This is a genomic window from Streptomyces sp. NPDC028907 (assembly GCF_055564995.1).
Genome location: NZ_JBVHVE010000001.1, coordinates 503,046 through 529,273, shown reverse-complemented (window position 1 = coordinate 529,273; position 26,228 = coordinate 503,046). Strand labels below are relative to the sequence as shown.

General features: G+C 70.3%; 22 protein-coding genes, 1 pseudogene and 1 riboswitch. Of the genes and pseudogenes, 13 read left to right on the top strand and 10 right to left on the bottom strand.

What is annotated here, in order from left to right:
• Positions 1-12: 12 nt before the first annotated feature.
• Positions 13-414, bottom strand: coding sequence for a response regulator (locus ACZ4UU_RS02420; RefSeq protein ID WP_468036042.1), 402 nt, complete (start codon positions 412-414; stop codon positions 13-15).
• A 145-nt stretch (positions 415-559) separates the two neighbouring features.
• Here ACZ4UU_RS02420 and ctaE point away from each other — a divergent pair, with 145 nt between their 5' ends.
• From ctaE to ACZ4UU_RS02390, 6 genes are all read left to right on the top strand, one after another.
• Positions 560-1,180, top strand: coding sequence for an aa3-type cytochrome oxidase subunit III (gene ctaE / locus ACZ4UU_RS02415; protein ID WP_019756799.1), 621 nt, complete (start codon positions 560-562; stop codon positions 1,178-1,180).
• 80 nt (positions 1,181-1,260) lie between these two features.
• Entirely contained in the window at positions 1,261-2,073 is an 813-nt protein-coding gene (gene qcrC, locus ACZ4UU_RS02410; protein WP_468036041.1) for a cytochrome bc1 complex diheme cytochrome c subunit, read from the top strand.
• Positions 2,070-3,119, top strand: a complete 1,050-nt coding sequence (qcrA, locus tag ACZ4UU_RS02405; protein WP_468036040.1) for a cytochrome bc1 complex Rieske iron-sulfur subunit — start codon at positions 2,070-2,072, stop codon at positions 3,117-3,119. The genes qcrC and qcrA overlap by 4 nt, the downstream gene beginning before the upstream one ends.
• Positions 3,116-4,753: a cytochrome bc1 complex cytochrome b subunit gene (qcrB, locus tag ACZ4UU_RS02400; RefSeq protein ID WP_468036039.1), complete on the top strand. Its 1,638-nt coding sequence runs from the start codon at positions 3,116-3,118 to the stop codon at positions 4,751-4,753. The genes qcrA and qcrB overlap by 4 nt, the downstream gene beginning before the upstream one ends.
• 186 nt (positions 4,754-4,939) lie before the next feature.
• Complete coding sequence (gene trpD, locus ACZ4UU_RS02395) at positions 4,940-6,004, top strand: anthranilate phosphoribosyltransferase (RefSeq protein ID WP_468036038.1); 1,065 nt, start codon at positions 4,940-4,942, stop codon at positions 6,002-6,004.
• A gap of 85 nt (positions 6,005-6,089) precedes the next feature.
• Positions 6,090-6,206, top strand: a riboswitch (SAM riboswitch).
• A gap of 115 nt (positions 6,207-6,321) precedes the next feature.
• Positions 6,322-7,689, top strand: coding sequence for an aminotransferase class V-fold PLP-dependent enzyme (locus tag ACZ4UU_RS02390; protein ID WP_468036037.1), 1,368 nt, complete (start codon positions 6,322-6,324; stop codon positions 7,687-7,689).
• On the opposite strand, the gene ACZ4UU_RS02385 is transcribed toward ACZ4UU_RS02390, so the two are convergent.
• From ACZ4UU_RS02385 to ACZ4UU_RS02355, 7 genes are all read right to left on the bottom strand, one after another.
• On the bottom strand, positions 7,644-8,831 hold the full coding sequence (locus tag ACZ4UU_RS02385) for a glycerate kinase (RefSeq protein ID WP_468036036.1): 1,188 nt from the start codon (positions 8,829-8,831) through the stop codon (positions 7,644-7,646). The genes ACZ4UU_RS02390 and ACZ4UU_RS02385 overlap by 46 nt on opposite strands.
• Positions 8,832-8,958: 127 nt before the next feature.
• Positions 8,959-10,374 carry an SLC13 family permease gene (locus tag ACZ4UU_RS02380; protein ID WP_468036035.1) on the bottom strand — a complete coding sequence of 472 codons (1,416 nt, stop codon included), beginning with the start codon at positions 10,372-10,374 and terminating at the stop codon, positions 8,959-8,961.
• Positions 10,375-10,449: 75 nt separating this feature from the next.
• The gene (locus ACZ4UU_RS02375; RefSeq protein WP_468036034.1) at positions 10,450-11,112 is read right to left on the bottom strand and encodes a response regulator transcription factor; all 663 of its coding nucleotides are present in this window, start codon (positions 11,110-11,112) and stop codon (positions 10,450-10,452) included.
• Positions 11,109-12,473: a sensor histidine kinase gene (locus ACZ4UU_RS02370; RefSeq protein WP_468036400.1), complete on the bottom strand. Its 1,365-nt coding sequence runs from the start codon at positions 12,471-12,473 to the stop codon at positions 11,109-11,111. Before ACZ4UU_RS02370 ends, ACZ4UU_RS02375 begins: the two co-directional genes overlap by 4 nt.
• A 210-nt stretch (positions 12,474-12,683) precedes the next feature.
• On the bottom strand, positions 12,684-12,953 hold the full coding sequence (locus ACZ4UU_RS02365; RefSeq protein WP_468036033.1) for a small secreted hydrophilic protein: 270 nt from the start codon (positions 12,951-12,953) through the stop codon (positions 12,684-12,686).
• Between the two features lie 77 nt (positions 12,954-13,030).
• On the bottom strand, positions 13,031-13,312 hold the full coding sequence (locus tag ACZ4UU_RS02360; RefSeq protein ID WP_062718959.1) for an Lrp/AsnC family transcriptional regulator: 282 nt from the start codon (positions 13,310-13,312) through the stop codon (positions 13,031-13,033).
• The gene (locus ACZ4UU_RS02355; protein ID WP_468036032.1) at positions 13,309-14,058 is read right to left on the bottom strand and encodes a rhomboid family intramembrane serine protease; all 750 of its coding nucleotides are present in this window, start codon (positions 14,056-14,058) and stop codon (positions 13,309-13,311) included. Before ACZ4UU_RS02355 ends, ACZ4UU_RS02360 begins: the two co-directional genes overlap by 4 nt.
• A 175-nt stretch (positions 14,059-14,233) precedes the next feature.
• Between ACZ4UU_RS02355 and ACZ4UU_RS02350 the strand changes: the two genes are divergently transcribed.
• The 5 genes from ACZ4UU_RS02350 to ACZ4UU_RS02330 all read left to right on the top strand — a co-directional run bounded on the left by ACZ4UU_RS02350 (position 14,234) and on the right by ACZ4UU_RS02330 (position 19,620).
• Positions 14,234-14,473 carry a hypothetical protein gene (locus ACZ4UU_RS02350; RefSeq protein WP_030047674.1) on the top strand — a complete coding sequence of 80 codons (240 nt, stop codon included), beginning with the start codon at positions 14,234-14,236 and terminating at the stop codon, positions 14,471-14,473.
• Between the two features lie 68 nt (positions 14,474-14,541).
• Positions 14,542-15,885, top strand: coding sequence for an NYN domain-containing protein (locus tag ACZ4UU_RS02345; protein WP_468036031.1), 1,344 nt, complete (start codon positions 14,542-14,544; stop codon positions 15,883-15,885).
• A gap of 211 nt (positions 15,886-16,096) precedes the next feature.
• Positions 16,097-17,131, top strand: coding sequence for a C40 family peptidase (locus ACZ4UU_RS02340; RefSeq protein ID WP_468036399.1), 1,035 nt, complete (start codon positions 16,097-16,099; stop codon positions 17,129-17,131).
• Positions 17,132-17,358: 227 nt separating this feature from the next.
• Positions 17,359-18,372 (top strand): C40 family peptidase, encoded by a 1,014-nt coding sequence (locus ACZ4UU_RS02335; RefSeq protein WP_468036030.1) that lies wholly within the window; start codon positions 17,359-17,361, stop codon positions 18,370-18,372.
• A 54-nt stretch (positions 18,373-18,426) separates the two neighbouring features.
• A complete protein-coding gene (locus tag ACZ4UU_RS02330) occupies positions 18,427-19,620 on the top strand; it encodes a hypothetical protein (RefSeq protein ID WP_468036029.1) in 1,194 nt (397 codons plus the stop codon).
• A 278-nt stretch (positions 19,621-19,898) separates the two neighbouring features.
• Here ACZ4UU_RS02330 and ACZ4UU_RS02325 read toward each other — a convergent pair whose 3' ends face one another.
• On the bottom strand, positions 19,899-21,134 hold the full coding sequence (locus ACZ4UU_RS02325; protein ID WP_468036028.1) for a glycosyltransferase 87 family protein: 1,236 nt from the start codon (positions 21,132-21,134) through the stop codon (positions 19,899-19,901).
• Positions 21,135-21,254: 120 nt separating this feature from the next.
• Here ACZ4UU_RS02325 and ACZ4UU_RS02320 point away from each other — a divergent pair, with 120 nt between their 5' ends.
• Positions 21,255-22,397 carry a glycosyltransferase family 4 protein gene (locus tag ACZ4UU_RS02320; protein WP_468036027.1) on the top strand — a complete coding sequence of 381 codons (1,143 nt, stop codon included), beginning with the start codon at positions 21,255-21,257 and terminating at the stop codon, positions 22,395-22,397.
• A gap of 140 nt (positions 22,398-22,537) precedes the next feature.
• The gene (locus tag ACZ4UU_RS02315; protein WP_468036398.1) at positions 22,538-24,160 is read left to right on the top strand and encodes a GMC oxidoreductase; all 1,623 of its coding nucleotides are present in this window, start codon (positions 22,538-22,540) and stop codon (positions 24,158-24,160) included.
• A gap of 22 nt (positions 24,161-24,182) precedes the next feature.
• Here the strand turns inward: ACZ4UU_RS02315 and ACZ4UU_RS02310 are convergent.
• A pseudogene (locus ACZ4UU_RS02310) lies at positions 24,183-25,980 on the bottom strand (AMP-dependent synthetase/ligase).
• Between the last annotated feature and the right edge of the window lie 248 nt (positions 25,981-26,228).

The window sequence follows — 26,228 nt, the reverse complement described above, 5'->3', positions numbered from 1 at the left end:
CCAGTCGAGCTCCTAGGCGCTCTGAAGGTTCTTCGTCCGCAGCAAAGAGGCCAACGCCCCCGCGAACTCCACGGGCTCCACCGGCAGCGTCACCGCCGCCTCGGCCCGACTCCACGTCGCCAGCCACGCATCCTGCGGCCGCCCGATCAGCAGCAGCACCGGCGGGCAGTTGAACACCTCGTCCTTGATCTGCCGGCAGACCCCCATGCCCCCCATGGGCACGGCCTCGCCGTCCAGCACACAGACGTCGATGCCCCCCTTGTCCAGCTCCTTGATGACGGCGGCCGGCGTCGCGCACTCCACGAACCGCACCACCGGCACATCCGGAGCGGGCCGGCGCCCGGTAGCCAACCTCACCTGCTCGCGGGTGTTGGAGTCGTCGCTGTAGACCAGCACCGTGGCGGTCGGCTGCATTGTTCCTCCGTGACGTCAGCGTCGTAAGGACAGGCCTGTTGGGCCGGATGCTACTCCCTTGAACACCACGTCAACACCGGTATGAACGGGGAAGACACTCCGAACGGCACCCCCCGGAGTGAGGGCGGGATAAGCGACCGACATAATGTCGGTCGTGGCGACAGCAACGACAGTAGACAAGGGTCACGCGCACCCGTCGGTCAACCGACCGAACCTCACCAGCGTCGGAACCATCATCTGGTTGAGTTCCGAGCTGATGTTCTTCGCGGCCCTCTTCGCGATGTACTTCACCCTGCGATCGGTGACCGGTCCGGACTTCTGGCATGAGAAGGCGGACGCCCTGAACTTCCCGTTCTCGGCGACGAACACCACGATCCTGGTGCTCTCCTCCCTCACCTGCCAGCTCGGCGTGTTCGCCGCCGAGCGCGGTGATGTGAAGAAGCTCCGGGGCTGGTTCATCGTCACCTTCATCATGGGTGCGATCTTCATCGGCGGTCAGGTGTACGAGTACACCGAGCTGGTCAAGCACGAGGGCCTCTCGCTCTCGTCCGACCCGTACGGCTCGGTCTTCTACCTGACCACCGGTTTCCACGGCCTGCACGTGACGGGCGGCCTGATCGCCTTCCTGCTGGTCCTCGGCCGCACCTACGCGGCGAAGAGGTTCACGCACGAGCAGGCGACCGCCGCGATCGTCGTGTCCTACTACTGGCACTTCGTCGATGTCGTCTGGATCGGCCTCTTCGCCACGATCTACATGATCAAGTAGCCGGGCCCGATCCCGCGCGCGTTCCACAAACGCACATACCGCAAGCATCGACGCAGAAGATCCTGACACCGGGGTAATCCGTGAAAAAGCTCTCCGCACGACGACGCCATCCGCTGGCGGCGGTCGTCGTCCTACTCCTCGCGCTGGCGTGCACGGGGGGGCTGTACGCCATGTTCGCTCCCGCGGACAAGGCGCAGGCCGAGGAAACCGCCCAGTCCCTCACCATCGAGGAGGGCAAGAAGCTCTACACCGTCGGCTGCGCCAGCTGCCACGGAACCGATGGTCAGGGCACCTCTGACGGTCCGAGCCTGGTGGGCGTCGGCGCCGCCGCCGTCGACTTCCAGGTCTCGACGGGCCGCATGCCGGCCGCCACCTCCCAGGGCGCCCAGGTCCCGAAGAAGAAGAACATCTACTCGCAGGCCGAGATCGACCAGCTCGCGGCGTTCATCGCCTCGCTGGGTGCCGGTCCGTCCGTCCCGACCGAGGAGCAGTACGGCCCCGAGGGCGCGGACATCGCCAAGGGCGGTGAGCTCTTCCGCAACAACTGTGCCCAGTGCCACAACTTCACCGGCAAGGGCGGCGCGCTGACGAAGGGCAAGTTCGCCCCGAGCCTGGAGAACGTCGAGCCGAAGCACATCTACGAGGCCATGCAGACCGGCCCGCAGAACATGCCGTCGTTCCCCGACACCACGCTGTCGGAGCAGAACAAGAAGGACATCATCGCGTACCTGCACGCGGTCAACAGCGACGAGACGGTCAACCCGGGTGGTCTGGAGCTGGGCGGCCTCGGGCCGGTCAGTGAGGGCCTCTTCGCCTGGATCTTCGGGCTCGGTGCACTGATCGCGGTCGCCGTCTGGGTCGCCGCTCGGACCGCAAAGGCCAAGAAGTCATGAGTAGCCAAGACATTCCAGAAGAGAACCTGCCCGCTGAGCAGGACGCCCACGTCGCGGTAGCGGACGAGAAGCACCCCTTCGCCGACCCCGGTCTGCCGCCCCACGAGCACCGGATCCAGGACATCGACGAGCGGGCCGCCAGGCGGTCCGAGCGCACGGTCGCCCTGCTGTTCACGGTGTCGATGCTGGCCACCGTCGGCTTCATCGCCTCGTACGTGGCGATCCCGCACGACAAGTCGGTCTTCGTCTTCCCGATCGGTCACCTCAACGCGCTGAACTTCGCGCTGGGTCTGACCCTCGGTGCGGCGCTGTTCTGCATCGGCGCGGGCGCGGTCCACTGGGCCCGCACCCTGATGTCCGACGTGGAGGTCGCGGACGAGCGGCACCCGATCGCGGCCGAGCCCGAGGTCAAGGCCAAGGTCATGGCCGACTTCAAGCAGGGCGCCAAGGAGTCCGCGCTGGGTCGCCGCAAGCTGATCCGCAACACGATGTTCGGCGCGCTGGCCCTGTTCCCGCTCTCCGGCGTCGTCCTGCTGCGTGACCTCGGCCCGCTGCCCGGGACCAAGCTCCGCCACACCCTGTGGTCCAAGGGCAAGCTGCTCGTCAACATGAACACCGACGAGCCGCTGCGTCCCTCGGACGTCGCGGTCGGCTCTCTCACCTTCGCCAAGCCGGAGGGCCTGGAGGAGCACGACCACGACTTCCAGAACGAGATCGCCAAGGCCGCCCTGATGATCGTCCGGCTCCAGCCCGACGACATCAAGGACAAGCGCGAGCTCGAGTGGTCGCACGAGGGCATCGTCGCGTACTCGAAGATCTGCACCCACGTCGGTTGCCCGATCTCCCTGTACGAGCAGCAGACGCACCACGTGCTCTGCCCCTGTCACCAGTCCACCTTCGACCTCTCCGACGGTGCCCGAGTGATCTTCGGCCCCGCCGGCCACGCCCTGCCGCAGCTGCGCATCGGCGTGAACGACGAGGGCTACCTCGAGGCGCTCGGCGACTTCGAAGAGCCCGTCGGTCCTGCATTCTGGGAGCGCGGATGAGCACTACAGAGACCACCGAGTCCCGCTCTCGCGGGAAGGCACCGGCCGGCGAGCGCGTAGCCGACTGGGCCGACGGCCGACTGGGGATCTACTCCCTGGCCAAGGCCAACATGCGCAAGATCTTCCCCGACCACTGGTCGTTCATGTTGGGTGAGGTCTGCCTCTACAGCTTCATCATCATCATCCTCACGGGTGTGTACCTGACGCTGTTCTTCCACCCGTCGATGAACGAGGTGGAGTACCACGGCAGTTACGTCCCGATGCAGGGACAGCTGATGAGTGAGGCGTTCAGCTCGACGCTGCACATCTCCTTCGATGTGCGCGGTGGTCTGCTGATCCGGCAGATCCACCACTGGGCCGCGCTGATCTTCCTCGCGGGCATGTTCGTGCACATGATGCGCGTGTTCTTCACGGGCGCGTTCCGCAAGCCGCGTGAGATCAACTGGCTGTTCGGCTTCCTGCTGTTCGTCCTGGGCATGTTCACCGGTTTCACCGGCTACTCCCTCCCGGACGACCTGCTCTCCGGCACCGGTGTCCGCTTCACCGAGGGCGCGATCCTGTCCATGCCGATCGTCGGCACGTACATCTCGTTCTTCCTCTTCGGCGGCGAGTTCCCGGGCGTCGACTTCGTGGCCCGGTTCTACTCGATCCACATCCTGCTGCTGCCGGGCATCATGCTCGGCCTGGTGGTCGGCCACCTGATCCTGGTCTTCTACCACAAGCACACGCAGTTCGCGGGCCCCGGAAAGAACAACAAGAACGTCGTCGGCATGCCGCTGCTGCCGGTCTACATGGCCAAGGCCGGAGGCTTCTTCTTCCTGGTCTTCGGCGTCATCGCGGTCATCGCGGCGGTCGCGCAGATCAACCCCGTCTGGGCCATCGGTCCCTACCGTCCGGACATGGTGTCCACGGGCGCCCAGCCCGACTGGTACATGGGCTTCGCCGAGGGTCTCGTCCGCTATATGCCGGGCTGGGAGATCAACCTGTGGGGTCACACGCTGGTCCTCGGCGTGTTCATCCCGCTGGTGCTCTTCGGCGTGGTCCTGGCGGCGATCGCGGTCTACCCGTTCATCGAGTCCTGGGTCACCGGCGACAAGCGCGAGCACCACATCCTGGACCGTCCGCGCAACGCCCCGACGCGTACCGCGTTCGGCGTCGCCTGGATCACGGTGTACATGATCGGTCTGGTCGGCGGTGGCAACGACCTGTGGGCCACCCACTTCCACCTGTCGATCAACGCGGTGACCTGGTTCGTCCGGATCGGCTTCTTCGTCGGACCGGTCCTCGCGTTCATCATCACCAAGCGGATCTGCCTCGGCCTCCAGCGCCGGGACAAGGACAAGGTGCTGCACGGCCGCGAGTCGGGCATCATCAAGCGCCTGCCGCACGGTGAGTTCATCGAGGTGCACGAGCCGCTCAGCCAGGACGCGCTGCACACCCTCACCGCGCACGAGCAGTACCAGCCGCTGGAGATCGGCCCGACGGTCGACGAGAACGGCGTCGAGCGCAAGGTGAAGGGCTCCGAGAAGCTGCGCGCCAAGCTCAGCAAGTCCTACTTCGGTGAGGACGGCCAGATTCCCAAGCCGTCCGTCGAGGAGTACAAGGAGATCACGAGCGGCCACGGCCACCACTGACGCTCCGCTGCTGGCGCCGCGTCGGAACCGCCGTCGCGCCAGTGCTGCTTAGCCACGCCACGGTTGAAGGGCCCCGTCCGTTGTACGGACGGGGCCCTTCGCCGTGCCCCGCGGCTGGATAGGGTGGACCTCGTTGAGACTCGCGTCCCGTAGTGCGGGACACCACAACTGACCCAGGAGCGGCTTATGAGCGCTGTGACCCCCGCTGGAGGCGACACCGCGGCGGGCCGTTCCTGGCCCGAGGTGCTGAGCGCCCTGCTCGCCGGCGAGGACCTGAGCGCCGGCGACACGGCCTGGGCGATGGACCGCTTCATGAGCGGCGAGGCCTCGGACGCCCAGATCGCCGGCTTCATGGTGGCGCTGCGGGCCAAGGGCGAGACGGTCGAGGAGATCAACGGTCTCGTCGAGGCGATGTACGCCCACGCCCAGCCGCTGGACATCCCCGGACCGGCCGTCGACATCGTCGGCACCGGCGGCGACCGGGCCAAGACGGTCAACATCTCCACGATGTCCGCCATCGTGATCGCGGGCGCCGGCGCGAAGGTCGTCAAGCACGGCAACCGGGCGTCGTCCTCCGCGAGCGGCTCCTCCGACGTGCTGGAGAAGCTCGGCATCAACCTGGACCTGTCGCCGCAGGGCGTGGCACGGGTGGTGGACGAGGCCGGCATCACCTTCTGCTTCGCCGCCAAGTTCCACCCCTCGATGCGCTTCGTCGGTGGCGTACGGCGGGACCTGGGCATCCCGACCTCGTTCAACCTCCTCGGCCCGCTGACCAACCCGGCCCGTGTCACGGCCTCCGCCGTCGGCTGCTTCGACACCCGCATGGCGGGGCTCATCGCCGGCGTGCTGGCCGAGCGCGGCTCTTCCGCGCTGGTGTTCCGCGGCGACGACGGCCTCGACGAGCTGACCACGACGGCCACGTCGAAGGTGTGGGCGGTCCGCGACGGCAAGGTGACCGAGGAGGCCTTCGACCCGCGCGACGTCGGCATCGAGCTGGTGCCGGTGGAGGCGCTGCGCGGCGCGGACGCCTCCTACAACGCGGAGGTCGCCAGGCGCCTGCTGGACGGCGAGCCGGGGCCGGTGCGCGATGCCGTACTGCTCAACTCGGCGGCGGCGCTGGTGGCGTTGGAGCCGACGGACGCCCCGCTCACGGAGCAGATCCGGCTGGGCATGGCGAGGGCCGCGCAGTCGATCGACTCGGGCGCGGCCAAGCGGACGCTGGACCTCTGGGTGGCGGCCAGCAACGCCTGAGCCGACAGCGTGTGACGCAGGGCGCAGTCCAGGATCCGGACTGCGCCCTTGCACATCGAAGATCGTATGGCAGGATGTTGGACCAGGTCATGAGTGACAGTCATGAGGCCCCGGCCGACTGTCCGGCAACCCTCCGTCCGTGGCGGGGTGCCCCGGGTGAGGACCAGGCCGTAGGCAGCGAGGTCTATGGCAAGCACGTGACCGAGGAGTTCCCCGTGAGCAAGCGAATGCGATAGGGCTGCCGAGCCCCGCCTCCGCGCACCCATTTTCTCTTCTCTGCATGCCTTCAACTCGCATGCCTCTCACGGGAGTTCCCCATGTCTGTCTCCACCGCTGCCGCCGACCAGACCGTTTGCGCCCCGCTGCCCGTTCTGGGCCGTGATGTCACCGTCCCGCTCGTCACCGGCGGCGAGGTCACCTACGCCGCGCTCGACTACGCCGCCAGCGCCCCCGCCCTGCAGCGCGTCTGGGACGACGTCGCCGCCTACGCCCCGTACTACGGCAGCGTCCACCGCGGGGCCGGCTACCTCTCCCAGCTCTCCACCGACCTGTTCGAGAACGCCCGCCGGACCGTCGCCGAGTTCCTGGACTGCCGGGACGGCGACCAGGTCGTGTTCACCCGGTCCACGACCGACTCCCTCAACCTCCTCGCGGCCGCCCTCCCGGCCGACTGCCAGGTCTTCGTGTTCGAGACCGAGCACCACGCCTCCCTGCTGCCGTGGAAGAACACGCAGGTCACCTACCTCAACGCCCCCCGCACCCCGCGCCAGGCCGTCGAGACCCTGGAGCGTGCCCTCGCCGATCGCGACCCGTACGGCCCGGCCCTGGTCTGCGTCACCGGCGCCTCGAACGTCACCGGTGAGCTGTGGCCCGTACGGGAACTGGCGGCGGCCGCGCACGCCCACGGCGCCCGGATCGTGCTCGACGGCGCGCAGCTCGCCCCGCACCACGCGGTGAGCGTCCAGGACCTCGACGTCGACTGGGTCGCCTTCTCCGGTCACAAGCTGTACGCCCCGTTCGGCTCCGGCGTGCTCGCCGGACGCGCCGACTGGCTGAGGGAGGCCGAGCCGTACCTCGCGGGCGGCGGCGCCAGCCGCAAGGTCAGCCGGCGCGAGGACGGGGGAGTGGACGTCGAGTGGCACGAGAGCGCCGCCCGTCACGAGGCCGGCTCGCCGAACGTCATCGGCGCCTACTCCATCGCCTCCGCCTGCAAGGCGCTGACGGAGGCGGGCTTCGACACCCTGGTCGCGCGTGAGCAGCACCTGATCGAGAAGGTGCGGGCCGGTCTCGCCGACGTCCCCGAGGTCCGGATCCTCTCCCTCTTCGGGGACGACGCCCCGCGCGTCGGTGTCATCTCCTTCGTCGTCGACGGCTGGAACAGCTCCCACTTCGCCGCCGCGCTCTCCGCCGAGTACGGCATCGGGGTACGCGACGGGCTGTTCTGCGCCCACCCGCTGGTCCGCACGCTGCTGGGCAGCGACCCGCAGACGCAGGGCGAGTGCGGTGCCCCGGAGGCGGCTCCGGGCGAGAAGTCCCTCAACGCGATCCGGGTGAGCTTCGGCGCCGGGACGCCGGACGAGCACGTCGAGCGGTTCGTGAACGCCGTGCGGGAGCTCGTGACGGACGGCGCGAAGTGGAACTACCGCACCGAGGACGGGCGTTGCGTGCCGGACACCTCCGCGTGAGCCGGTAGCCGGGCGCCCAACAGGATCATCCGCAGGGCGCGTTCGGTGGCGTCCGTGAGGAGTTCGGAGGCCCGCACCAGGGCCTCCGCCAGAGCCATCGGCGCCGGCAGGATCCCGCTGAACGCGTCCACGCCCGGCACGTCCTGGGCACCCTCGCCGAGCGTGCCCGCCAGCACGAGCACCGGACGGCCGTACAGCTTGGCCCGGCGGGCCACCTCGGCCGGGACCTTGCCCTTGGGCGTCTGGTGGTCCAGGGCGCCCTCGGCGGTCACGACCAGGTCGGCACGGGCGAGGCGGGCGTCCAGGTCGAGGTGGTCGAGGAGCACGTCGAAGCGGGGCAGGAGGCAGGCCCCGAGCGCGGCGAGGCCCGCGCCCAGACCCCCCGACGCCCCGGTGCCGGGGCCGTGGTGCAGATCGGTGCCCCCCAGATCGCGGGTGAGGACGTCCGCCCAGTTCTCCAGCCCCGCCGAGAGCTCCTCCACCTGCGCGGGCGTCGCCCCCTTCTGCGGACCGAAGACACGGGCCACGCCGCGCTCGCCGCACAGCACGTTGTACGGGTTGCAGGCGACCAGCAGCTCCACTTCACGCAGGCGCGGGTCCAGGCCGGACGGGTCGATCCGGGCGAGCCGAGTCAGCTCCCGCCCTCCACGGGCAAGTTCGAAGCCGTCGGCGTCCAGCAGCCGCGCGCCGAGCGCCTGGAGGGCCCCCGCGCCCCCGTCCGACGTACCCGAGTCGCCGCAGCCGACCAGGATCCGCCGTACGCCGGTGTCGAGCGCGGCGCGGATCAGCTCGCCGACGCCGTAAGTCGTCGTCGCCCCCGGGTCGCGCAGGGCGCGGGGCACCAGGGACAGCCCGGCCACCGCGGCCATCTCCACGACCGCCGTGTCCCGGGAGCCGAACAATGCGAAGTGCGTGCCGATGGTCTCGCCGACGGGCCCGGTCGCGGGCAGGGCGACAAGCCGTCCACCGGTGGCGGCGGCCAACGCGGCGGCGGTGCCCTCACCGCCGTCCACCAGGGGGATCAGGTCCACCACGACCTCGGGCAGCACCCGCCGCACCCCGTCGGCAATGGCATCGGCTGCGGCTTGGGCGGACAGCGACTCCTTGAAGCCACTGGGGGCGACGACGACGCGGGTCAACATCAGAGGGCTCCTGAGCAGATCGGATACGGGAGGGGCAACGCCCTGCTTTCAGGGGCGCGGGGCTGTGACATATGCGGCTCCGCCGCGCGGGCGCGACCAGCCACGACGGCGCGGCAGACAACACGACTCATCGCGTCACCGGCACACCGAGCACCGGCCACACCGCAACGGCAAACAGCAACACAAGCCCGGCAGTCAGCGGAGCCAACACCGCAGACAGCCGCAAAAGGTCGCGCGGCGTATACGTCGGCGTCCCAGGGAGGTCGGAGAAGAGCGTCACCGGCTTCGCGGAAGCCGGCAGCGTGTGGCAGAACCCGGCCGCCGCAGTGGACGCAAGCGCCGCCGCCACCGGATTCACGCCGGCCCCCACCGCCGCCGCGACCACCAGCGGCACCAGCACCGACGACCGGGCCGAACGGGACTGCAGGACCAGATGGGCCGCCGTACTGACCAGGATCACCACAGCCAGAAACCACATCGGGCTCACGCCCGTCGGCAGCCCCTCCACCAGCCACTTCGCCGCCCCGGAGTCGGCGAGCGCCACGCCCATCGCCATCGTCGCCGCCATGAACAGCAGCAGCGCCCACGGCACCGTCTTCAGCGCGTCCTTCAGATGCACGGTGCCGAGCGCCGGCGAGGCCGCCACCACCGCGCCGATCAGCGCCACCACGGCGGGCGGCACCCGGTGCAGCGGCTCGCTGCACCACAGCACCACGACCGTGCCCAGCAGCAGCGCGCACCGCTTCTCGGCCTGCGACCAGGGCCCGGTGACCGGGTCGTCGCTGTGCTCCTGGATCTGCTCGGGCGTGATGTGCACGGCGCCCTTGCGGTCCGCGCGCCGCGTACTCGTCAGGAGTACGGCCTCGGCGGCCAGGTGGGACGAGGCCACGGCGAGGGGCAGGCCCAGCAGCAGCCACTCCGTGAAGCCGATCCGGTCACCCGTCGCCTGCCACAGCACCGACACGGTGATCAGATGCGCGCCCGCCCCGATCAGGGTCGCCACCGCCGACAGCAGGATCACGGTCGGGAACAGCAATGCCAGCATCACGACCAGTCGCTTCCGGTCCGCCAGTACCTTGGCGAGCGCGAGGAACACCGGCAACGCCAGCGCGGCCCGACCGGAGGTGGCCGGCACCGCGAACGCCGTGACGACCAGGGCGGCCGTGGTCAGGTGCACGAGCTGTCGTACGGTGCGCGCCCCGCCGACCAGGAACGCCGCCGCCCGCCCCGCGAGCCCCGTCCGGGTCACCGCCGCCGCCAGCACGAAGGCGCAGATCAGCAACCACACCGTGGAGTCGCCGAGGGTGCCGAAGAGCGTGTCGCTGCTGATCACCCCGGTCACCGTGAGCGCGAGCCCGGCGCCGAGCGCGATGTACGTGTCGTCGACCGGCGTGGCGATCCAGGCGCAGGTCGCCAGTGCGAACACGGCGAGGGTGAGGCGGGCGTCGGCGCCGAGTGCCGGGAAGTTGCCGGGTACGGCGAGCAGCGCGCACAGGGAGAGCGCCACGCACAGGGCCGCGCTCAGTCGGAGGTTCAGGGTCACGTCATCGAGGGTTCACCTCGGCCGTGAGCCCTCGATGAGCCGTACATGAAGGAGACTTCACGCGGACCGGGGACCTCAGGCGGACAGGCGGTACCCCACGCCGCGCACCGTCTCGACCCGTTCGGCGCCGAGCTTCTTGCGCAGCGCCCGTACGTACACGTCCACGATGTTGGAGCCCGGATCGAAGTCGTAGCCCCACACGTGCGACAGGATCTGCTCGCGGGACAGTACCTGCCCCGGATGCCTCAGGAACAGTTCCAGCAGCACGAATTCACGGGCCGTCAGATCCACGGTCCGCGAGTCGGCCCGCGCCCGCCGCGTGCGCAGGTCCAGCGTCAGCGAGCCGGCCCGCAGCACCGTCACCTCGGGCGCCCTGGCCGCCGTGCGCAGCCGCAGCCGCACCCGGGCGAGCAGTTCCTCGAAGCGGAACGGCTTGGTCATCCAGTCGTCGGCGCCGCCCTCCAGACCGGCCACCGTGTCCCGTACGGAGTCCCGCGCGGTCAGCACGATCACCGGGACCGTCACCCGGGCCTCGCGCAGTTCGCGCAGCACCGTGAAGCCGTCGCGGCCGGGCAGGCCGATGTCGAGGACCACCAGGTCGAAGCCGCCGGTCAGCGCGTACTCGTACGCGGCGTCGCCGTCGCCGACGACGGTGGTGGTGAAGCCGTTGGAGCGCAGGCCCTTCTCGACGAAGGAGGCGATCCTGTCCTCGTCCTCGACGATGAGAATGCGGTTCACGTGTGTGCCTCTCCCAGTAGCAGGACGAAAGTGGCGCCGCCGCCGTCGGTGTCGCGCAGCCGCACCCGGCCGCCGTGCGCCTCCGCGATGGCCCGGACGATCGACAGGCCGAGCCCGGCCCCGGAGCCGCGGGCGCCGCGCCGGGACGTGCCGCGCCGGAACCGTTCGAAGATCACGTCGGCGTCCTGCGGCTGGACCCCGCCCCCGGAGTCGGCGACGTACAGCTCGATGCCCTGTCCGTCGGCGCGGGAGCCGATCCGGACGGTCTGGCCGGGCGCGGTGTGCTGCACGGCGTTCTGGGCGAGCTGGACCATGGCCTGGGTGATGCGCTGCGGGTCCAGCGCGGCCTCGACGTCGGCGATCTCGGCGAGCTGCCAGTCCCGTTCGCCGAGGGTGCGGGCCTTGACGTAGACGTCGGCGGTGAGTTCGGCGAGCTGGACCGGCTCGGGCGTGACGAAGTCGGGGCGCTCGGCCTTGGCGAGCAGCAGCAGGTCCTCGACGATCCGGCTCATCCGGTCCAGCTCGTCGGTGACCAGCCGTATCGTCTCCTCGCGCTCGGCCGGGTCGTCGCCCATCAGCTCCAGATGGCCGCGCACGATGGTGATCGGGGTGCGCAGCTCGTGGCCCGCGTCGTCGACGAACTCGCGCTGGGCGGCGAAGGCGCGCTCCAGCCGGTCGAGCATGTCGTTGAAGGTCTCCGCGAGCGCGGCGATGTCGTCCCGCCCGTGCACCGGTATACGGCGGGTGAGGTCCTGCTCGGTGAGCTGCGCCGCCGCGGTGCGCACCAGCCGCACGGGCTTGAGGATCCGGCCCGCGACCGCCCAGCCGATGCCGGTCGTCATCAGCAGGGCGACCCCGGAGATGGCGAGCAGGATACGGAACTCCTCGTTCACCGCGGCCTGTTCGCGCCCGGGGTGGAAGGCGACGACGAACGCGGCCTCCGCATCGCCGCCGGCGCGGGCGACGGCGACCTTGGCCCAGCGGATCTCGCCGGAGGCCCGGTGCAGGGTGCCCGTGGCGTCGGGTGAGTCGAAGATACGGCGACGGGCGTCGGCGTCCTTGTACAGGGGCACGGCGACGGGGATGTCACGCGGCTGGCGGAACTGCGCCGGGGTCGAACCCGGCCGGTCCACCAGGCCGATCAGCTCCTCGTCCGGGTCGGCGTACTGCCGTACCAGGAACTCCACCAGCAGCCGCGACGGGTCGGTGAACGGACGGCCGGTCTCCGGGTCGACGCCCCGCTCCTCGAAGTTGGCGAACTCCCCGGCCTCCTGCGCCAGCAGCCCGTTCACCCGATGGTCGACGTCCCGCAACAGAATGGACCGCGTGGTCGTAGCCACGGACACGAGCCCCACGGCCATGACGAACAGCAGCCACAGCAGAATCCGAACCCGGGCGGAAATCCGCCGCCGAACGGTGCTGGGGGGAGTCGTCACAAGGCACCGTCCCTCACTGCCGCGCCCCCGACGGGGCGCGGGGCGGTGACATCAGCGGCTCCGCCGCGGGGCGCGACCAGCCACCACGAACCCGCGGAAGACGGACGGCCGGTCGCGGCTCTTCCAGCGGAGCGCCTAGTCGTCGCCGGTCTCCCGGTCGGGGGCGTCGTCGGCATCGTCGTCACTCGTGGGGCTGTCGGTCACCGGGGGCCGGGAGACGACCTCGTCGCTCGGCGTCGGCGTGGGCCGGGTGGGCGTCGGTGTGGGGGAGCCGCTGTCCAGCTCCACCTTGGCCGGGACCTTCGGGGACTCCGGGTTGTCGGTGAGGGCGAAGCTGGTCGCGGCGATGCCGAGCGGAATCGCCACTACGGCGGCCAGCGCCGCGATCCGGTGCGAGAAGACCATGCGATCGAGCCTGCCCCCGGCACCCGGCTGTCAGGATGAGCCCAGGATGAGGAACTCTTCATCTTGGGCCGCCCGTGTCAGCTGTCCAGCCCGATGGCGAACGCGGCCTCGATGTCGTGCTGCGAGTACGTACGGAACGCCACGTGCGTGTCCGTCGCCTCCACCCCGGGGATCTTGCTGATCCGTCCCGGAATGACCTCGGCGAGATCCTCGTGCCGCTTCACCCGCACCATGGCGATCAGGTCGTACGTACCGGTGACCGAGAAGACCTCGGTGACGCTCTCCAGCGAAGCGATCCGCTCCGCGATCTCGGGGATCCGGTCCACGCTGGTCTTGATCAGGACGATCGCGGTGATCACGGCTGGTTCTCTCCCTCGGGGGCCGGAGCAGGGGCGGCCTTCACTCTAGTAGGCCGCCCGAACCTGGCCCACGCGTAGCCGAAGCCCAGTGCGAAGCCCACCAGGTGCGCCAGATAGGCCACGCCGGGCCCCTGGGCGGCCCGCCCCGCCGCCACCCATTGCAGGGCCGCCCAGAAGGGCAGCACGACCCACGCCGGGAAGCGCAGCGGCAGGAAGAGCAGGAACGGCAGCAGGCTTGTCACGCGAGCTCCGGGGAAGAGGAACAGGAACGCGCCCAGAACCGCCGAGATCGCCCCGGACGCGCCGACCAGGGACTGGGTGGAGTCGTCGTTGGCGGCCGCGTAGCCCAGCAGGGCCAGGTAGCCGCAGCCCAGGTAGAAGAGGGTGAACTGGACGCGGCCCATCCGTTCCTCGGTCATCGCGCCGAAGACGTAGAGGAAGAGCATGTTGCCGAGCAGGTGCACCCAGCTGCCGTGCACGAAGAGGGCCGTGGCGGGGGTCAGGGCGGCCCGGGGCGAGCCCTCGAACAGTTCCGCGGGCACGACACCCCAGCGGTGGAAGTAGGCCCGCTGCGTGGCGAGCAGTTCGCCGCCGGTGCCGTACGCCGGACCGAGCCCGGCCGCCGGGCCGATCAGGAAGACCAGGCAGCACACGGCGATCAGGGCATGGGTCACCGGCGCCGAAGGCCCCCGGACCGCGTTGCCGAAACGGGCCGGGAAGCGCACCGCGCGCCAGTTGCCGATCATGAATACAGAGCATGACGTAACGGGACGCACGTGCACAGACCGCCTCGCCGCCCGGGAGGTCCTCGGGACGGACGGGCGACGAGTACCCGCCAGGCCGTAGGGTAACGAGCCACACGCACCGGGTAGCCCGGCGCGTCGCTGACAATAGAGACCTAGAGGAAAGAGCACGGTCACGATGACGGTTCCCCTGCCGACCGACACCACGCGGTGGCGCTGCACCCTCTGCGGCAACCTCACGCGTTTCGACGTGACGCGCTCGTCCAAGGTCGTGGAGTACATGCACCTCGATCTGGCGGGCGAGCCCAAGGTCGAGGAGCGCGAGGTGCTCAGTGAGACCATCGAGTCCGTGCGCTGCCGCTGGTGCAACGCCGTGGACAAGGTGGAACTCGTGGACAGGCCGGGCGCCGGCTCCTGAGGATGGGGGTCCCCCCGCTCGAGCGAATTCGAGAGTGGAGGGCCCCGCACAGTATTGGGGTGTGACGGATGGTGGAGACACAAGGCGGGGGGCCGGGCGACGGCGCCGCCGAGGTACTCGACCGTCCGCTGCCCGACGGCGTACGGCGCAGAGTCGTACAGATCGTGTCCGACGGGTTCGGCGGGCTGACGGTCGGCGAACTGCCCGCACAGCTTCGGCAGTACGCCCGGTTCGCCCCGAACCGCCGGGCGAAGTTCGCCGGCAACGCGATGGCGGCGGCGCTGGAGACCGATCCGCTGTTCCGTCAGCGCATCGGCGAGAAGTTCAGAGAGGCCCAGCCGGAACTCACCGGCGCCCTCGACTCCGGCTCGGTGCCCGCGGCCGCGGATCCGCTCGACGTGGCGGCCGCGGCCTATGTTCTGCGGCCCACCGGCTGGGTCAAGTTGGTCACCGCGGCCGGCGAGGAGGCCCAGCGGGCCGACGCCGAGCGCGCCGACGAGGAGACCCGCGCCGAGCTGGAGCGGCTGCGCGAGGAACTCGCCCACGCCCGTGAGCACACCCGGCACGAGACCGAGCGGCTGCGCATCGAGCTGGACGCGGCGAAGAAGGAAGCCGAATCGCTCCACCGTAAGCTGCGCTCCGCGCTCAGCGACGTCAAGCGCGGCGAGGCCGCCCTGCGCAAGGTCCAGGGCGAGATCGAGACCGTACGGGCCGAGGGGCACGCCCAGGTCTCCGCCGCCGAGAGCGAGTCCCGGCGGCTCCGAGCGCGGCTCGGCGAGGCCGAGGCGGCCCTGGAGGCGACCCGCAAGGCGGCGCGCGAGGGGCGCAGCGTCGAGGACATGCGCGTCCGGCTGCTCCTGGACACCCTGCTGGACTCCGCCCAAGGGCTGCGCCGGGAACTGGCGTTGCCACCGGTCTCCGTACGGCCCGCCGAGACCGTCGACGCGGTCGAACCGGGGCGAATGACCCCGAAGGACATCGCCGCACGCGCGTTGTCCGAAAACGACCCCGCGATCCTCGACCAACTCCTCGCCCTGCCGCAGGCGCACCTGGTGGTCGACGGCTACAACGTCACCAAGACCGGCTACCCCCAGATGCCGCTGGAGAAGCAGCGTCTCCGGCTGCTCGGCCAGCTCTCGCAGCTCGCCGCGCAGACCGGCGCCGAGGTGACGTGCGTCTTCGACGGGGCCGAACTGGCCGCGCCGGTGCTGCTCGCGCCGCCGCGCGGCGTGCGGGTGCTGTTCTCGAAGCCGGGCGTGACCGCCGACGAACTGATCCGCCAGCTGGTGCGCGCCGAACCGCCCGGCCGGCCGGTCATCGTCGCCTCGACCGACCGCGAGGTGGCCGACGGGGTCGCCCGGGCCGGAGCCCGGCCGGTGGCTTCTGCGGTGCTTCTCAAGCGACTGTCCTGAAATCGTCAACGTACAGGCACAATGCCCGAATTGGCCCGGTGGTCGTGCGACGTAGGGTCAAGCCTGCATCACAGCATGTGAGTTGTGTGTAAAGAATGACGGGTGTGACGAGAATTTTCGTGTGAGGATTTGATCTGATCACAAGTAGGTCACTAGGGTCTGGCGTCGAACCTCCGAGCGGGTGATCACTCACAAGAAGGGTTTCACCTCCGTGGCGTCCCACCGTCGACCCAAGCAGCCCAGCCGAGCACGTGTGACCGTGCTGACCACAGCCGCCGCTGCTGCCGTGGCCATCTCTTCTCAGGCGGCCAACGCGGCCCCCAGCGAGAAGCCGAGCAAGGACGAGGTCAAGGCCAAGGTCGACAAGCTCTACGAGCAGGCCGAGCAGGCCACCGAGAAGTACAACGGGGCCAAGGAGAAGCAGGAGAAGCTCCAGAAGGAGATCTCCACCATCCAGGACAACGTCGCCCGCGGCCAGGAAGAGCTCAACGAGCTGCGCGACACGATGGGCCTCGCGGCCGCCGCCCAGTACCGCACGGGCAGCATCGACTCCTCCGTCCAGCTGTTCCTGTCGTCCGACCCGGACGACTACCTGGACAAGGCGTCCACGATGGACCAGCTGAGCGCCCAGCAGGTCGACTCGCTGAAGGAGATCCAGGCCAAGCAGCGCCAGCTCTCCCAGCAGCGTGCCGAGGCCTCGGACAAGCTCAAGGACCTCGCCTCCACCCGCACCGAGCTGGGCAAGAAGAAGAAGCAGGTCCAGGCCAAGCTCGCCGAGGCCCAGAAGCTGCTCAACACCCTGACGGCCGCCGAGAAGGCCGCGCTCGCCGCCGAGGAGCAGCGCGCCAGCCGCTCCGCCGCCGACCGCGTGGACCTCGGCAACGTCGGCTCCGCCTCAGGCCGGGCCCAGGCCGCTTTCCAGGCCGCCCAGAGCCAGATCGGCAAGCCGTACGTCTACGGCGCCACCGGCACCGCCTCCTACGACTGCTCGGGCCTGACCTCCTGGGCCTACGCCCAGGCCGGCGTCTCCATCCCGCGCACCTCCCAGGCCCAGGCCAACGCCGGCACCAGGATCTACTCGCAGAGCCAGCTCAAGGTCGGCGACCTGGTCATCTTCTACGGCGACCTGCACCACGTCGGTTTCTACGCGGGCAACGGCCAGATCCTGCACGCCCCGCGCAGCGGCACGGTCGTCCGCTACGAGTCGATCAACAACATGCCGTTCCAGTTCGGCGTCCGGATCTGATCCCGCCCGAACCCCCGCAAGATCAACACCGCGTGCCGCCCGAACGAGCGAATCACGACAACTTTCGCTGACCCCACGCCCCGCCCATGACCTGCGTCAGAGGCGGGGCGTCACTTTGTGTGCCCGGCGCGGTCGTTGGTCGTCACCCCGGCACGGAGCTACTGTCTGCCGCGTTTCCCCCTCGCCGGGGAAGGTCCTTGTCGTCAGCGGAAGGAGAGCGGCTTCCCGTGGGGTCCCATCGCCGCCTTGAATCGCCCGGGTTCGACCGGGGCGCCAACGCAGCCCTGTGCGTCATGTCGGCCGCCGCCGCGGCCATCGGGGTCGTACCGGCCACGGCCGCGCCGCACGACGACACCCGGGCCAAGGTGGACCGCCTCTACGAGGAGGCCGAGAAGGCCACCGAGGCCTACAACAAGGCCGACGAGCGCGCCGACAAGCTGCGGGAGCAGGTGCACGACGCGCAGGACCGGATCGCCCGGCAGCAGGAGGACATCAACTCCATGCGGGACGCCCTCGGTTCGCTGGCCGGCGCCCAATACCGCTCCGGGGGCCTCGACCCCTCCCTCGCCCTGCTGCTCTCCGAGGACCCGGAGGACTACCTCGACCGGGCCGCCCGGATCGCCCGGCTCAGCGCCCACCAGGCCGGCGAGCTCAAGGACCTCCAGGACGCCATGCGCGAAATCTCCCAGGAGCGGGCCGAGGCGGCTGGGAAACTCGTAGAACTGGAGAAGAGCCGCAAGACCGTCGCCGCCCACAAGCGGACCGTCGAGCACAAACTCGCCCAGGCCCGCCGGCTCCTCAACTCCCTCACGGCGGCCGACCGCGCCGCCTACGACCGCGCCTCCCGCTCCGGCCGTGACGTCATGCCCGACTTCGGCAGCCTCGCCGCACCCTCGGGCCGCGCGGCCGCCGCCATCGCCGCCGCCCACTCCGCGCTCGGCAAGCCGTACGTCTGGGGGGCCAACGGCCCCTCCGGCTTCGACTGCTCGGGCCTGATCCAGTGGTCCTACGCCCAGGCCGGCGTCGCCCTGCCGCGCACCTCGCAGGGTCAGCGGTACGCCGGCCGGCAGGTCCCGCTCTCCGAGGCCCAGCCCGGCGACGTCGTCACCTACCGCTCCGACGCCAGCCATGTCGGGATGTACGCCGGCAACGGCCAGGTGATCCACGCGCCCTACCCGGGCGCCCCGGTCCGCTATGACCCGGTGGGCATGATGCCGGGCGCGACCGTCACGAGGGTCTGAGCCGGGTCGGACGCGGGTCTGACCTCCGCGCCCCGCCCGCCGTACGATCGGGAAATGGCTGGTCGAAGGCGGGCGTCGGGAACGCGAGTCGTCATCGCGCTCTGTCTGCTGCTCGTCTCGCTGGTCGGCTGCGGCGGGCGGCCCGCCACCGACAGCGCCAAGGCCGAGGTGCAGCGCCTCCTCGACCGGCGGGCCGCCGCGATCCTCGACCACGACGAGACGGCGTATCTGCGCACGGGCGCCCGGGACCGGTACGGCAACCTGCGCGCGGTGCCCTTCGCCGCCTGGTCCTACCGCCTGACCGGCCTGCGGCGCACCGGCGACACCGCCCTCGCCGACGCCGAGCTCCGATACCGCGTCCAGGGCTACGACCGGGCCCCCGTCGGCGTCGGCCGCACCCTGAGCCTGAGCCTGGACGCGGAAGGCCGGTGGTACGTCGACGCCGAGCGGCCCGCGAAGGGCTCCGCGGCGCAGCTGTGGGACCAGGGCGAGGTCAGCGTCGTACGGGGTGACGACAGCCTCGTGCTGGGCGTCGGGCAGTCCGGCACGGCGCTTCGTTCGTACGCCGAGCTGGCGGACCGGGCCGTGCCGGCCGTGTCCCAGGCGTGGGGCACGCAGTGGCCCCGGCGGGTCGTCGTTCTCGTGCCCAAGTCGCTGGACGGGATGGCCGGGCTGCTGGGCGCGCCCGCCTCCTCCTACCGGGGGATCGCCGCGGTCACCACCGGGGAGACCGGCGCCCCGGCGAGCGCGCCCGCGGACCGGATCATCGTCAATCCCGATGCGTACGGCGTCCTCGGCGGCACCGGCAGGCAGGTCGTCCTCACCCACGAGACCACCCATGTCGCCACCCGCGCCCACACCACGGCCGCCACCCCGCTGTGGCTCTCCGAGGGCTACGCCGACTGGATCGGCTACCTCGGCAGCGGCCGCTCCCCGTCGCAGGCCGCGCCCGAGCTGTATCGCGCGGTGGCGGAGGGGCAGGTGCCGGAGGACTTGCCGGCCGATGCGGACTTCGGGTTCAGCGGGGACGGGGGGAGGCTGGCGCGGGCCTACGAAAGCGGGTGGATGGCCTGCCGGATGATCGCGGATCGGTGGGGGGAGGTCAGGCTCGCGGAGTTCTACCGGGCTGTGGGGGCGCATGAGGGGCGGGCCGGGGCGGTGGAGCGGGCGCTGAAGGACGTCCTGGGGACATCTCTGGAGGACTTCAGGGGGAAGTGGCGGGAGTATCTGCGGGCCCAACTGGGCTGACCCCGGTTTCCTCGCCCCCGCCGCCCCTACCCGTCCCATCCTCCTGGGGCTCCGCCCCAGACCCCGCTCCTCAAACGCCGGAGGGGCTGGATTTGCCGGGCCGGGGCTGGATCTTTCAGCCGACCCCCCACCCACCCGCAGGGGGCTGCGCCGGCCCAGGCATCTTCAGCCCGTCCGGCGTTTGAGGACGAGGCCCGCAGGGCCGACAGCGGGGGTCTGGGGGCGCAGCCCCCAGGGATGGGACGGGTAGGGGCGGCGGGGGCGAAGGAAGTCGGGGTTCAGGACGGCAGGCACGTTTCCCTGGGGCGGGGGGACTCGGTGGGGACGTGGGGTGGGGTCGGCCGGGGGACCGTGGAGCGCCACAGTTCGCGGGCCGCGAGGAGCGTGGCGAGGACCAGCAGACCGTTGCGCAGGAACAGCAGCGTGACCCCGAGACCGTCGCTGGCGACGACGTGGGAGAACCACACCGGAAACTCCAGCACCGTGACGAGGGACGCCGCGAGCACCAGCCCCACGGGAAGCCTCATCCGGCTCTCCCGGAAGCAGAGGCACACGGCCGCGAGCCCCACCAGCCACACCATGTACTGCGGACTGATCACCCGACTCGTCGTCACGAACATCAGCACCGCCACGAAGGCCCCGTCCGCGAGGGTGTGGCCGTGGAAGCTCCGCGCCCGCAACCGCCACACCAACAGCCAGCCGAACGCCAGCCCGCTCAGCACGAGCGCCGCCGTACTGACGACGTCGACATACGGACCGAGGAACTCCACCGACCCGTAGTTCAGCAGCACCTGCCCGTCCCAGCCGTACTGCCGGGCCACATGGAAGACCAGCGCCCCCAGCGACTCCACCTCCGTCCCCCGGTCCCGCTGGAAGGTCAGGAACGCGAAGGCACCCGGCATGGCGAGAGCGAACAGCGCCGCAAGCACCCCGGCGGTGAGCGCGGCCCAGACCCACGAACCGCGCCTCCGGGCCGCCACCAGCAGCAGCACCGGCCACACCTTCAGCATCGCCCCGAACGCCGTCAGCGCCCCCATCACCCTGGGATACCGCGTGCCCGCGAGCAACGCGGCCACGGCGACACCGGTGACCATCACGTCGTAGCGGGCGTACACCGTCGGCCCGAGCAGCGGAACTCCCACCACCCACACCCAGGCCCCGCGCAACGTCCGGCCCGGGCGCAGACCGGCGTACAGCAGGAGCAGCAGCACGACCAGGTCGGCGGCGAAGCACAGCACGAAGAACGCCGACGGGTAGTCCAGCCAGAACACCAGCGCGGGGGACAGGATCGGCAGCGCCGCGGCGGGCGGGTACTGCCAGGTCACGTCGTCCAGCGGGAACGTTCCGGTGCGCAGCACGTCGTACCAGCCCTGGTAGATCACCGCCACGTCGCTGGTGACGTCCGGGCCGGGGAAGACGTACACCTTGAACACGAAGAGCAGCAGCACCACCCTGGTCAGCGCCCAGATGCCCACAAGCCACGCCAGGGACCGCCGCGTGCCTGTCGTCTCCACCAGAACCCCTGCCGTTCGCTGCCCGTCTCAGTGCAACATGATGTCGTGTCCAGCTGTGTGCGGGCCACACACGTGGCCGAGCCCCACCTGTGAACGGCGGCTTCGATAGGGTCGGCGGCGATGCACAAGACGCTGATCGTGACCAACGACTTCCCGCCCCGTCCCGGCGGTATCCAGGCGTTCCTGCACAACATGGCGCTGCGCCTCGACCCGGAGCGGCTGGTGGTCTACGCCTCCACCTGGAAGCGGAGCCGCGAGGGCATCGAGGCCACCGCCGCCTTCGACGCCGAGCAGCCCTTCACGGTCGTACGGGACCGTACGACGATGCTGCTGCCGACGCCCGGCGCGACCCGGCGTGCGGTCGGGCTGCTGCGTGAGCACGGCTGTACGTCGGTGTGGTTCGGGGCGGCGGCCCCGCTCGGTCTGATGTCCCCGGCGCTGCGCAGGGCCGGCGCCGAGCGGCTGGTGGCCACCACCCACGGCCATGAGGCGGGGTGGGCCCAGCTGCCCGCGGCCCGGCAGCTGCTGGGGCGGATCGGGGAGTCGACGGACACGATCACCTACCTGGGCGAGTACACGCGCTCGCGGATCGCCACCGCCCTGACACCGGCCGCGGCCTCGCGGATGGTGCAGCTGCCGCCCGGGGTCGACGAGAAGACCTTCCATCCCGGGTCGGGCGGCGACGAGGTCCGGGCCCGGCTCGGCCTGACGGACCGCCCGGTCGTCGTCTGCGTCTCCCGGCTGGTCCGGCGCAAGGGCCAGGACACCCTGATCCAGGCCATGCCCCGCATCCTGGCCGCCGAGCCGGACACGGTATTGCTGATCGTCGGGGGCGGGCCCTACGAGGCCGACCTGCGCAGACTCGCCCGCGACACGGGCGTCGCCGACTCCGTCCACTTCACCGGCCCCGTCCCCTGGTCCGACCTCCCCGCCCACTACGGCGCCGGCGACGTCTTCGCGATGCCCTGCCGGACCAGGCGGCGGGGGCTGGACGTGGAGGGCCTCGGCATCGTCTACCTGGAGGCCTCGGCGACGGGCCTGCCGGTCGTGGCCGGGGACTCGGGCGGCGCACCGGATGCCGTACTGGACGGCGAGACGGGGTGGGTGGTGAGGGGCGGCTCTCCCGAGGAGGCGGCCGACCGCATCGTCACCCTCCTGGGAGACCCCGAGCTGCGCCGGCGGATGGGCGAGCGGGGCAGGGAATGGGTCGAGGAGAGGTGGCGCTGGGACCTACTGGCGGAGAAGCTTCAAACGCTGCTGTAGGACAACGCCCCATCTTTCAGGGGCGCGGGGAACTGCGCGACAAGCCACTAACAACCCGCACCCGCCCACAACGAATACGCGGCACCCCACTAGGCGGAACCCAATAATCCGCACATGCTGCGCACATGACATCAAACCTGATGCAGCGTCAGCTGACAAGACGTCACATCCTCGGCATGGCGGCACTCCAAACCGCAGCCACCCTCGGCTTCACCCGCATCGGTCTTCCCTCAGCCCAGTCCGCCGAGCCCGACGCAGTCGAATCCGCCCCGGCGATAGTCGTCGGCTCCGGCTACGGCGGCGCCGTGGCCGCCCTCCGTCTGGCCCAGGCCGGCATCCGCACCCTCGTCCTGGAGATGGGCCGCCTCTGGAACACGAGCGGCCCCGACGGCAAGGTCTTCTGCTCCACCGCCGCCCCCGACCGCCGCTCCATGTGGTTCCGCACCCGCACCGAGGCCCCGCTCGCCACCTTCCTGTGGCTGGACGTGGTCAACAAGGACATCAGCCCCTACCCGGGAGTCCTGGACCGCGTGCACTACGACCACATGTCCGTGTACGTCGGACGAGGCGTCGGCGGCGGCTCCCTGGTCAACGGCGGCATGGCCGTCACCCCGCTCCAGTCCTACTTCGCCGAGCAGTTCCCGACCGTGGACACCGCGGAGATGTACCGCACGTACTTCCCGCGCGCCCGTTCCATGCTCGGTGTCAACACCGTCGACCCCGCGTGGTTCGAGTCCACGGAGTGGTACCGCTTCACCAGGATCTCCCGCAAGCACGCGAGCAACGCCGGCCTGAAGACCACCTTCGTGCCCAACGTCTACGACTTCGGGTACATGCAGCGCGAGGCGGCCGGCGCAGCCACCAGGTCGGCACTCGCCGGCGAGGTCATCTACGGCAACAACCACGGCAAGCGCAGCCTCGACCAGACGTATCTCGCCTCCGCGCTCGGCACCGGGAACGTCACCATCCACACCCTGGAGCGGGTGAAGTCGATCAGCAGGGCCGCCGACGGGACGTACGTCCTGGCCGTCGACCGGCTCGACGACACCGGGGCCGTCGTGGAGACCAAGGAGTACGGCTGCACGTACCTCTTCCTCGGCGGTGGCAGCGTCGGCACCACCGAACTCCTGGTCCGCGCACGGGAGTCGGGCACCCTGCCCGCCCTGGACGCCGGCGTCGGCGCCGGGTGGGGGACCAACGGCAACGTCATGCTCGGGCGGGCCAACCATCTGTGGGACACCGTCGGGGCGAACCAGTCGACCATGCCGGTCATGGGAATCGACGACTGGGCCAACGCCGCCAACCCCGTCTTCGCCGAGATCGCGCCGTTGCCGACGGGCCTTGAGCACTGGGTCAGCCTCTATCTGGCGATCACCAAGAACCCGGAGCGCGCGTCGTTCTCGTACGACAGTGCCACGGGAGCCGTGAAGCTGGGCTGGAGCGCCGCGCAGAGTGCCGTGTCCGTGGGGATGGCGAAGAAGCTGTTCGACCGGATCAACCGGGCGAACACCACGATCTACCGGTACGACCTGTTCGGCTCGGGCAACAAGGTCTTCGCCGACGACTTCACGTACCACCCGCTGGGCGGTTGCGTGCTCGGGAAGGCCACCGACGACTACGGCCGGGTGAAGGGGTACTCGCGGCTCTACGTCACCGACGGCTCGCTCGTGCCCGGGTCGATCGGGGTGAACCCGTTCGTGACGATCACCGCGCTGGCCGAACGCACGATGGCGCGGGTCCTCGTGGAGGACACCGCGCCATGAGCCGTCGTACGAACGGAGCCTGCTACTTCTGGTAGATCGCCTCGATCTCGTCCGCGAAGTCCTTCGCCACGACGTTGCGCTTGAGCTTCAGCGACGGCGTCAGATGGCCCGAGTCCTCCGTGAACTGGGAGGGGAGAATGCGGAACTTCCGCACCGATTCCGCCTTCGACACCGCGGCGTTGCCGTCGTCGACCGCCGACTGGATCGCGGCCAGCAGGTCCGGGTCCTCGTGCAGCGACGCCGCGGTGGAGCCCGCCGGTTTGCCGTGGTCGGCGCACCAGCGGCCCAGGAACTCCTCGTCGATGGTGACCAGCGCGCCCACGAACGGCCGCCCGTCGCCCACCACCATGCACTCCGCGACCAGCGCGTGCGCCCGGATCCGGTCCTCGATCACGGCCGGGGCGACGTTCTTGCCGCCCGCGGTGACGATGATCTCCTTCTTGCGGCCGGTGATCCTGAGGTAGCCGTCCTCGTCGAGGGTGCCGATGTCACCGGTGTGGAACCAGCCGTCGGCCAGCGCCTCCTCGGTCGCGCCCGGGTTGTTCCAGTACTCCTTGAACAGGTGCTCGCCGTGCAGCAGCACCTCACCGTCGTCGGCGATACGGACCACCGAGCCCGGCAGGGGCTGGCCGACCGTACCGATCTTCTGGCGGTCCCAGGGGTTGAAGGCGGTGGCGGCGCAGGACTCGGTCAGGCCGTAGCCCTCCAGGACCGTGAAGCCGATGCCGCGGAAGAAGTGCCCGAGCCGCTCGCCCAGCGGCGCGCCGCCCGAGATGGCGTACTCGCCGCGACCGCCGAGAACGGCCCGCAGCTTGCTGTAGACGAGTTTGTCGAAGACCTTGTGTTTGATCTTCAGGCCGACCGGGGGGGCCGGACGGGGTGTCCAGCGCCTTGCTGTAGGCGATGGCCGTGTCCGCCGCCTTGTCGAAGATCTTGCCCTTGCCGTCGGCCTGCGCCTTGGCGCGGGCCGAGTTGTAGACCTTCTCGAAGACCCGCGGCACACCCAGGATCAGCGTCGGGCGGAACGCGGCAAGCTCGTCCGTGAGGTTCTTGATGTCCGGGACGGTGCCCAGCTTGATCGGCGCCATCATCGGCGCGACCTGCACGAGGCGGCCGAAGACGTGGGCCAGCGGGAGGAAGAGCAGGACCGAGCACTCGCCGGTGCGGAACAGGGGCCGCAGGCGCTCGACGATGTTGCCGCACTCGGCGAAGAAGCTGCGGTGGGTCAGCACACAGCCCTTGGGGCGGCCGGTCGTGCCGGAGGTGTAGACGATGGTCGCCGCGTCGTCGGCCTTCGCCAGCGAGCTGCGCTCCTCGACCGTCGCGTCGCTGATGTCCTGCCCGAGCCGGCCCAGCTCCTCGACGCCGCCGGCCTCGATCTGCCAGACGTGCTTGAGCGCGGGCAGCGCGTCGCGTACCGACTCGACGGCGGCGGTGTGGCCGTCCAACTCCGTGATCATGGCCGTCGCGCCCGAGTCACCGAGGATCCACTGCACCTGCTCGGGCGAGCTGGTCTCGTACACCGGCACGGTGACCGCGCCCGCGGACCAGATCGCGAAGTCCAGCAGGGTCCACTCGTAGCGCGTGCGGGACATCAGACCGACCCGGTCGCCCGGTCCGACCCCGGCGGCGATGAGCCCCTTCGCCGCCGCGTGCACCTCGGCGAGGAAGGTGGTGGCCGAGACGTCCTGCCAGGCGCCGCCCACCTTGCGGGCGATGACGGCGACGTCGGGGTGCTGCGCGGCGTTTCTGCGGACGATGTCGGTCAGATTGCCGTCCGCGGGGACCTCGTACAAAGCCGGAAGGCTGAACTCGCGCAAGACTGCTGCTCCTCATAGGGCGCCGGCGCCACGACGTTGTGCGATGCGACGGTGCGGTCCATGGCTCGGGCAAGTGCTCTGGGATTCACATGTTGAAACTCAGAGCACGACTGGACCGACCGGACGTTACCCGCCGGTATGGCTTCTTCGACAGGGGGGTCCGGCGAGATGTTCGCTGCGTCACACGGATTGGTACCTCTGCGCGCACAGTAGTCGAGCCGTCTGACGACTGGCCAGTAACCATCGGT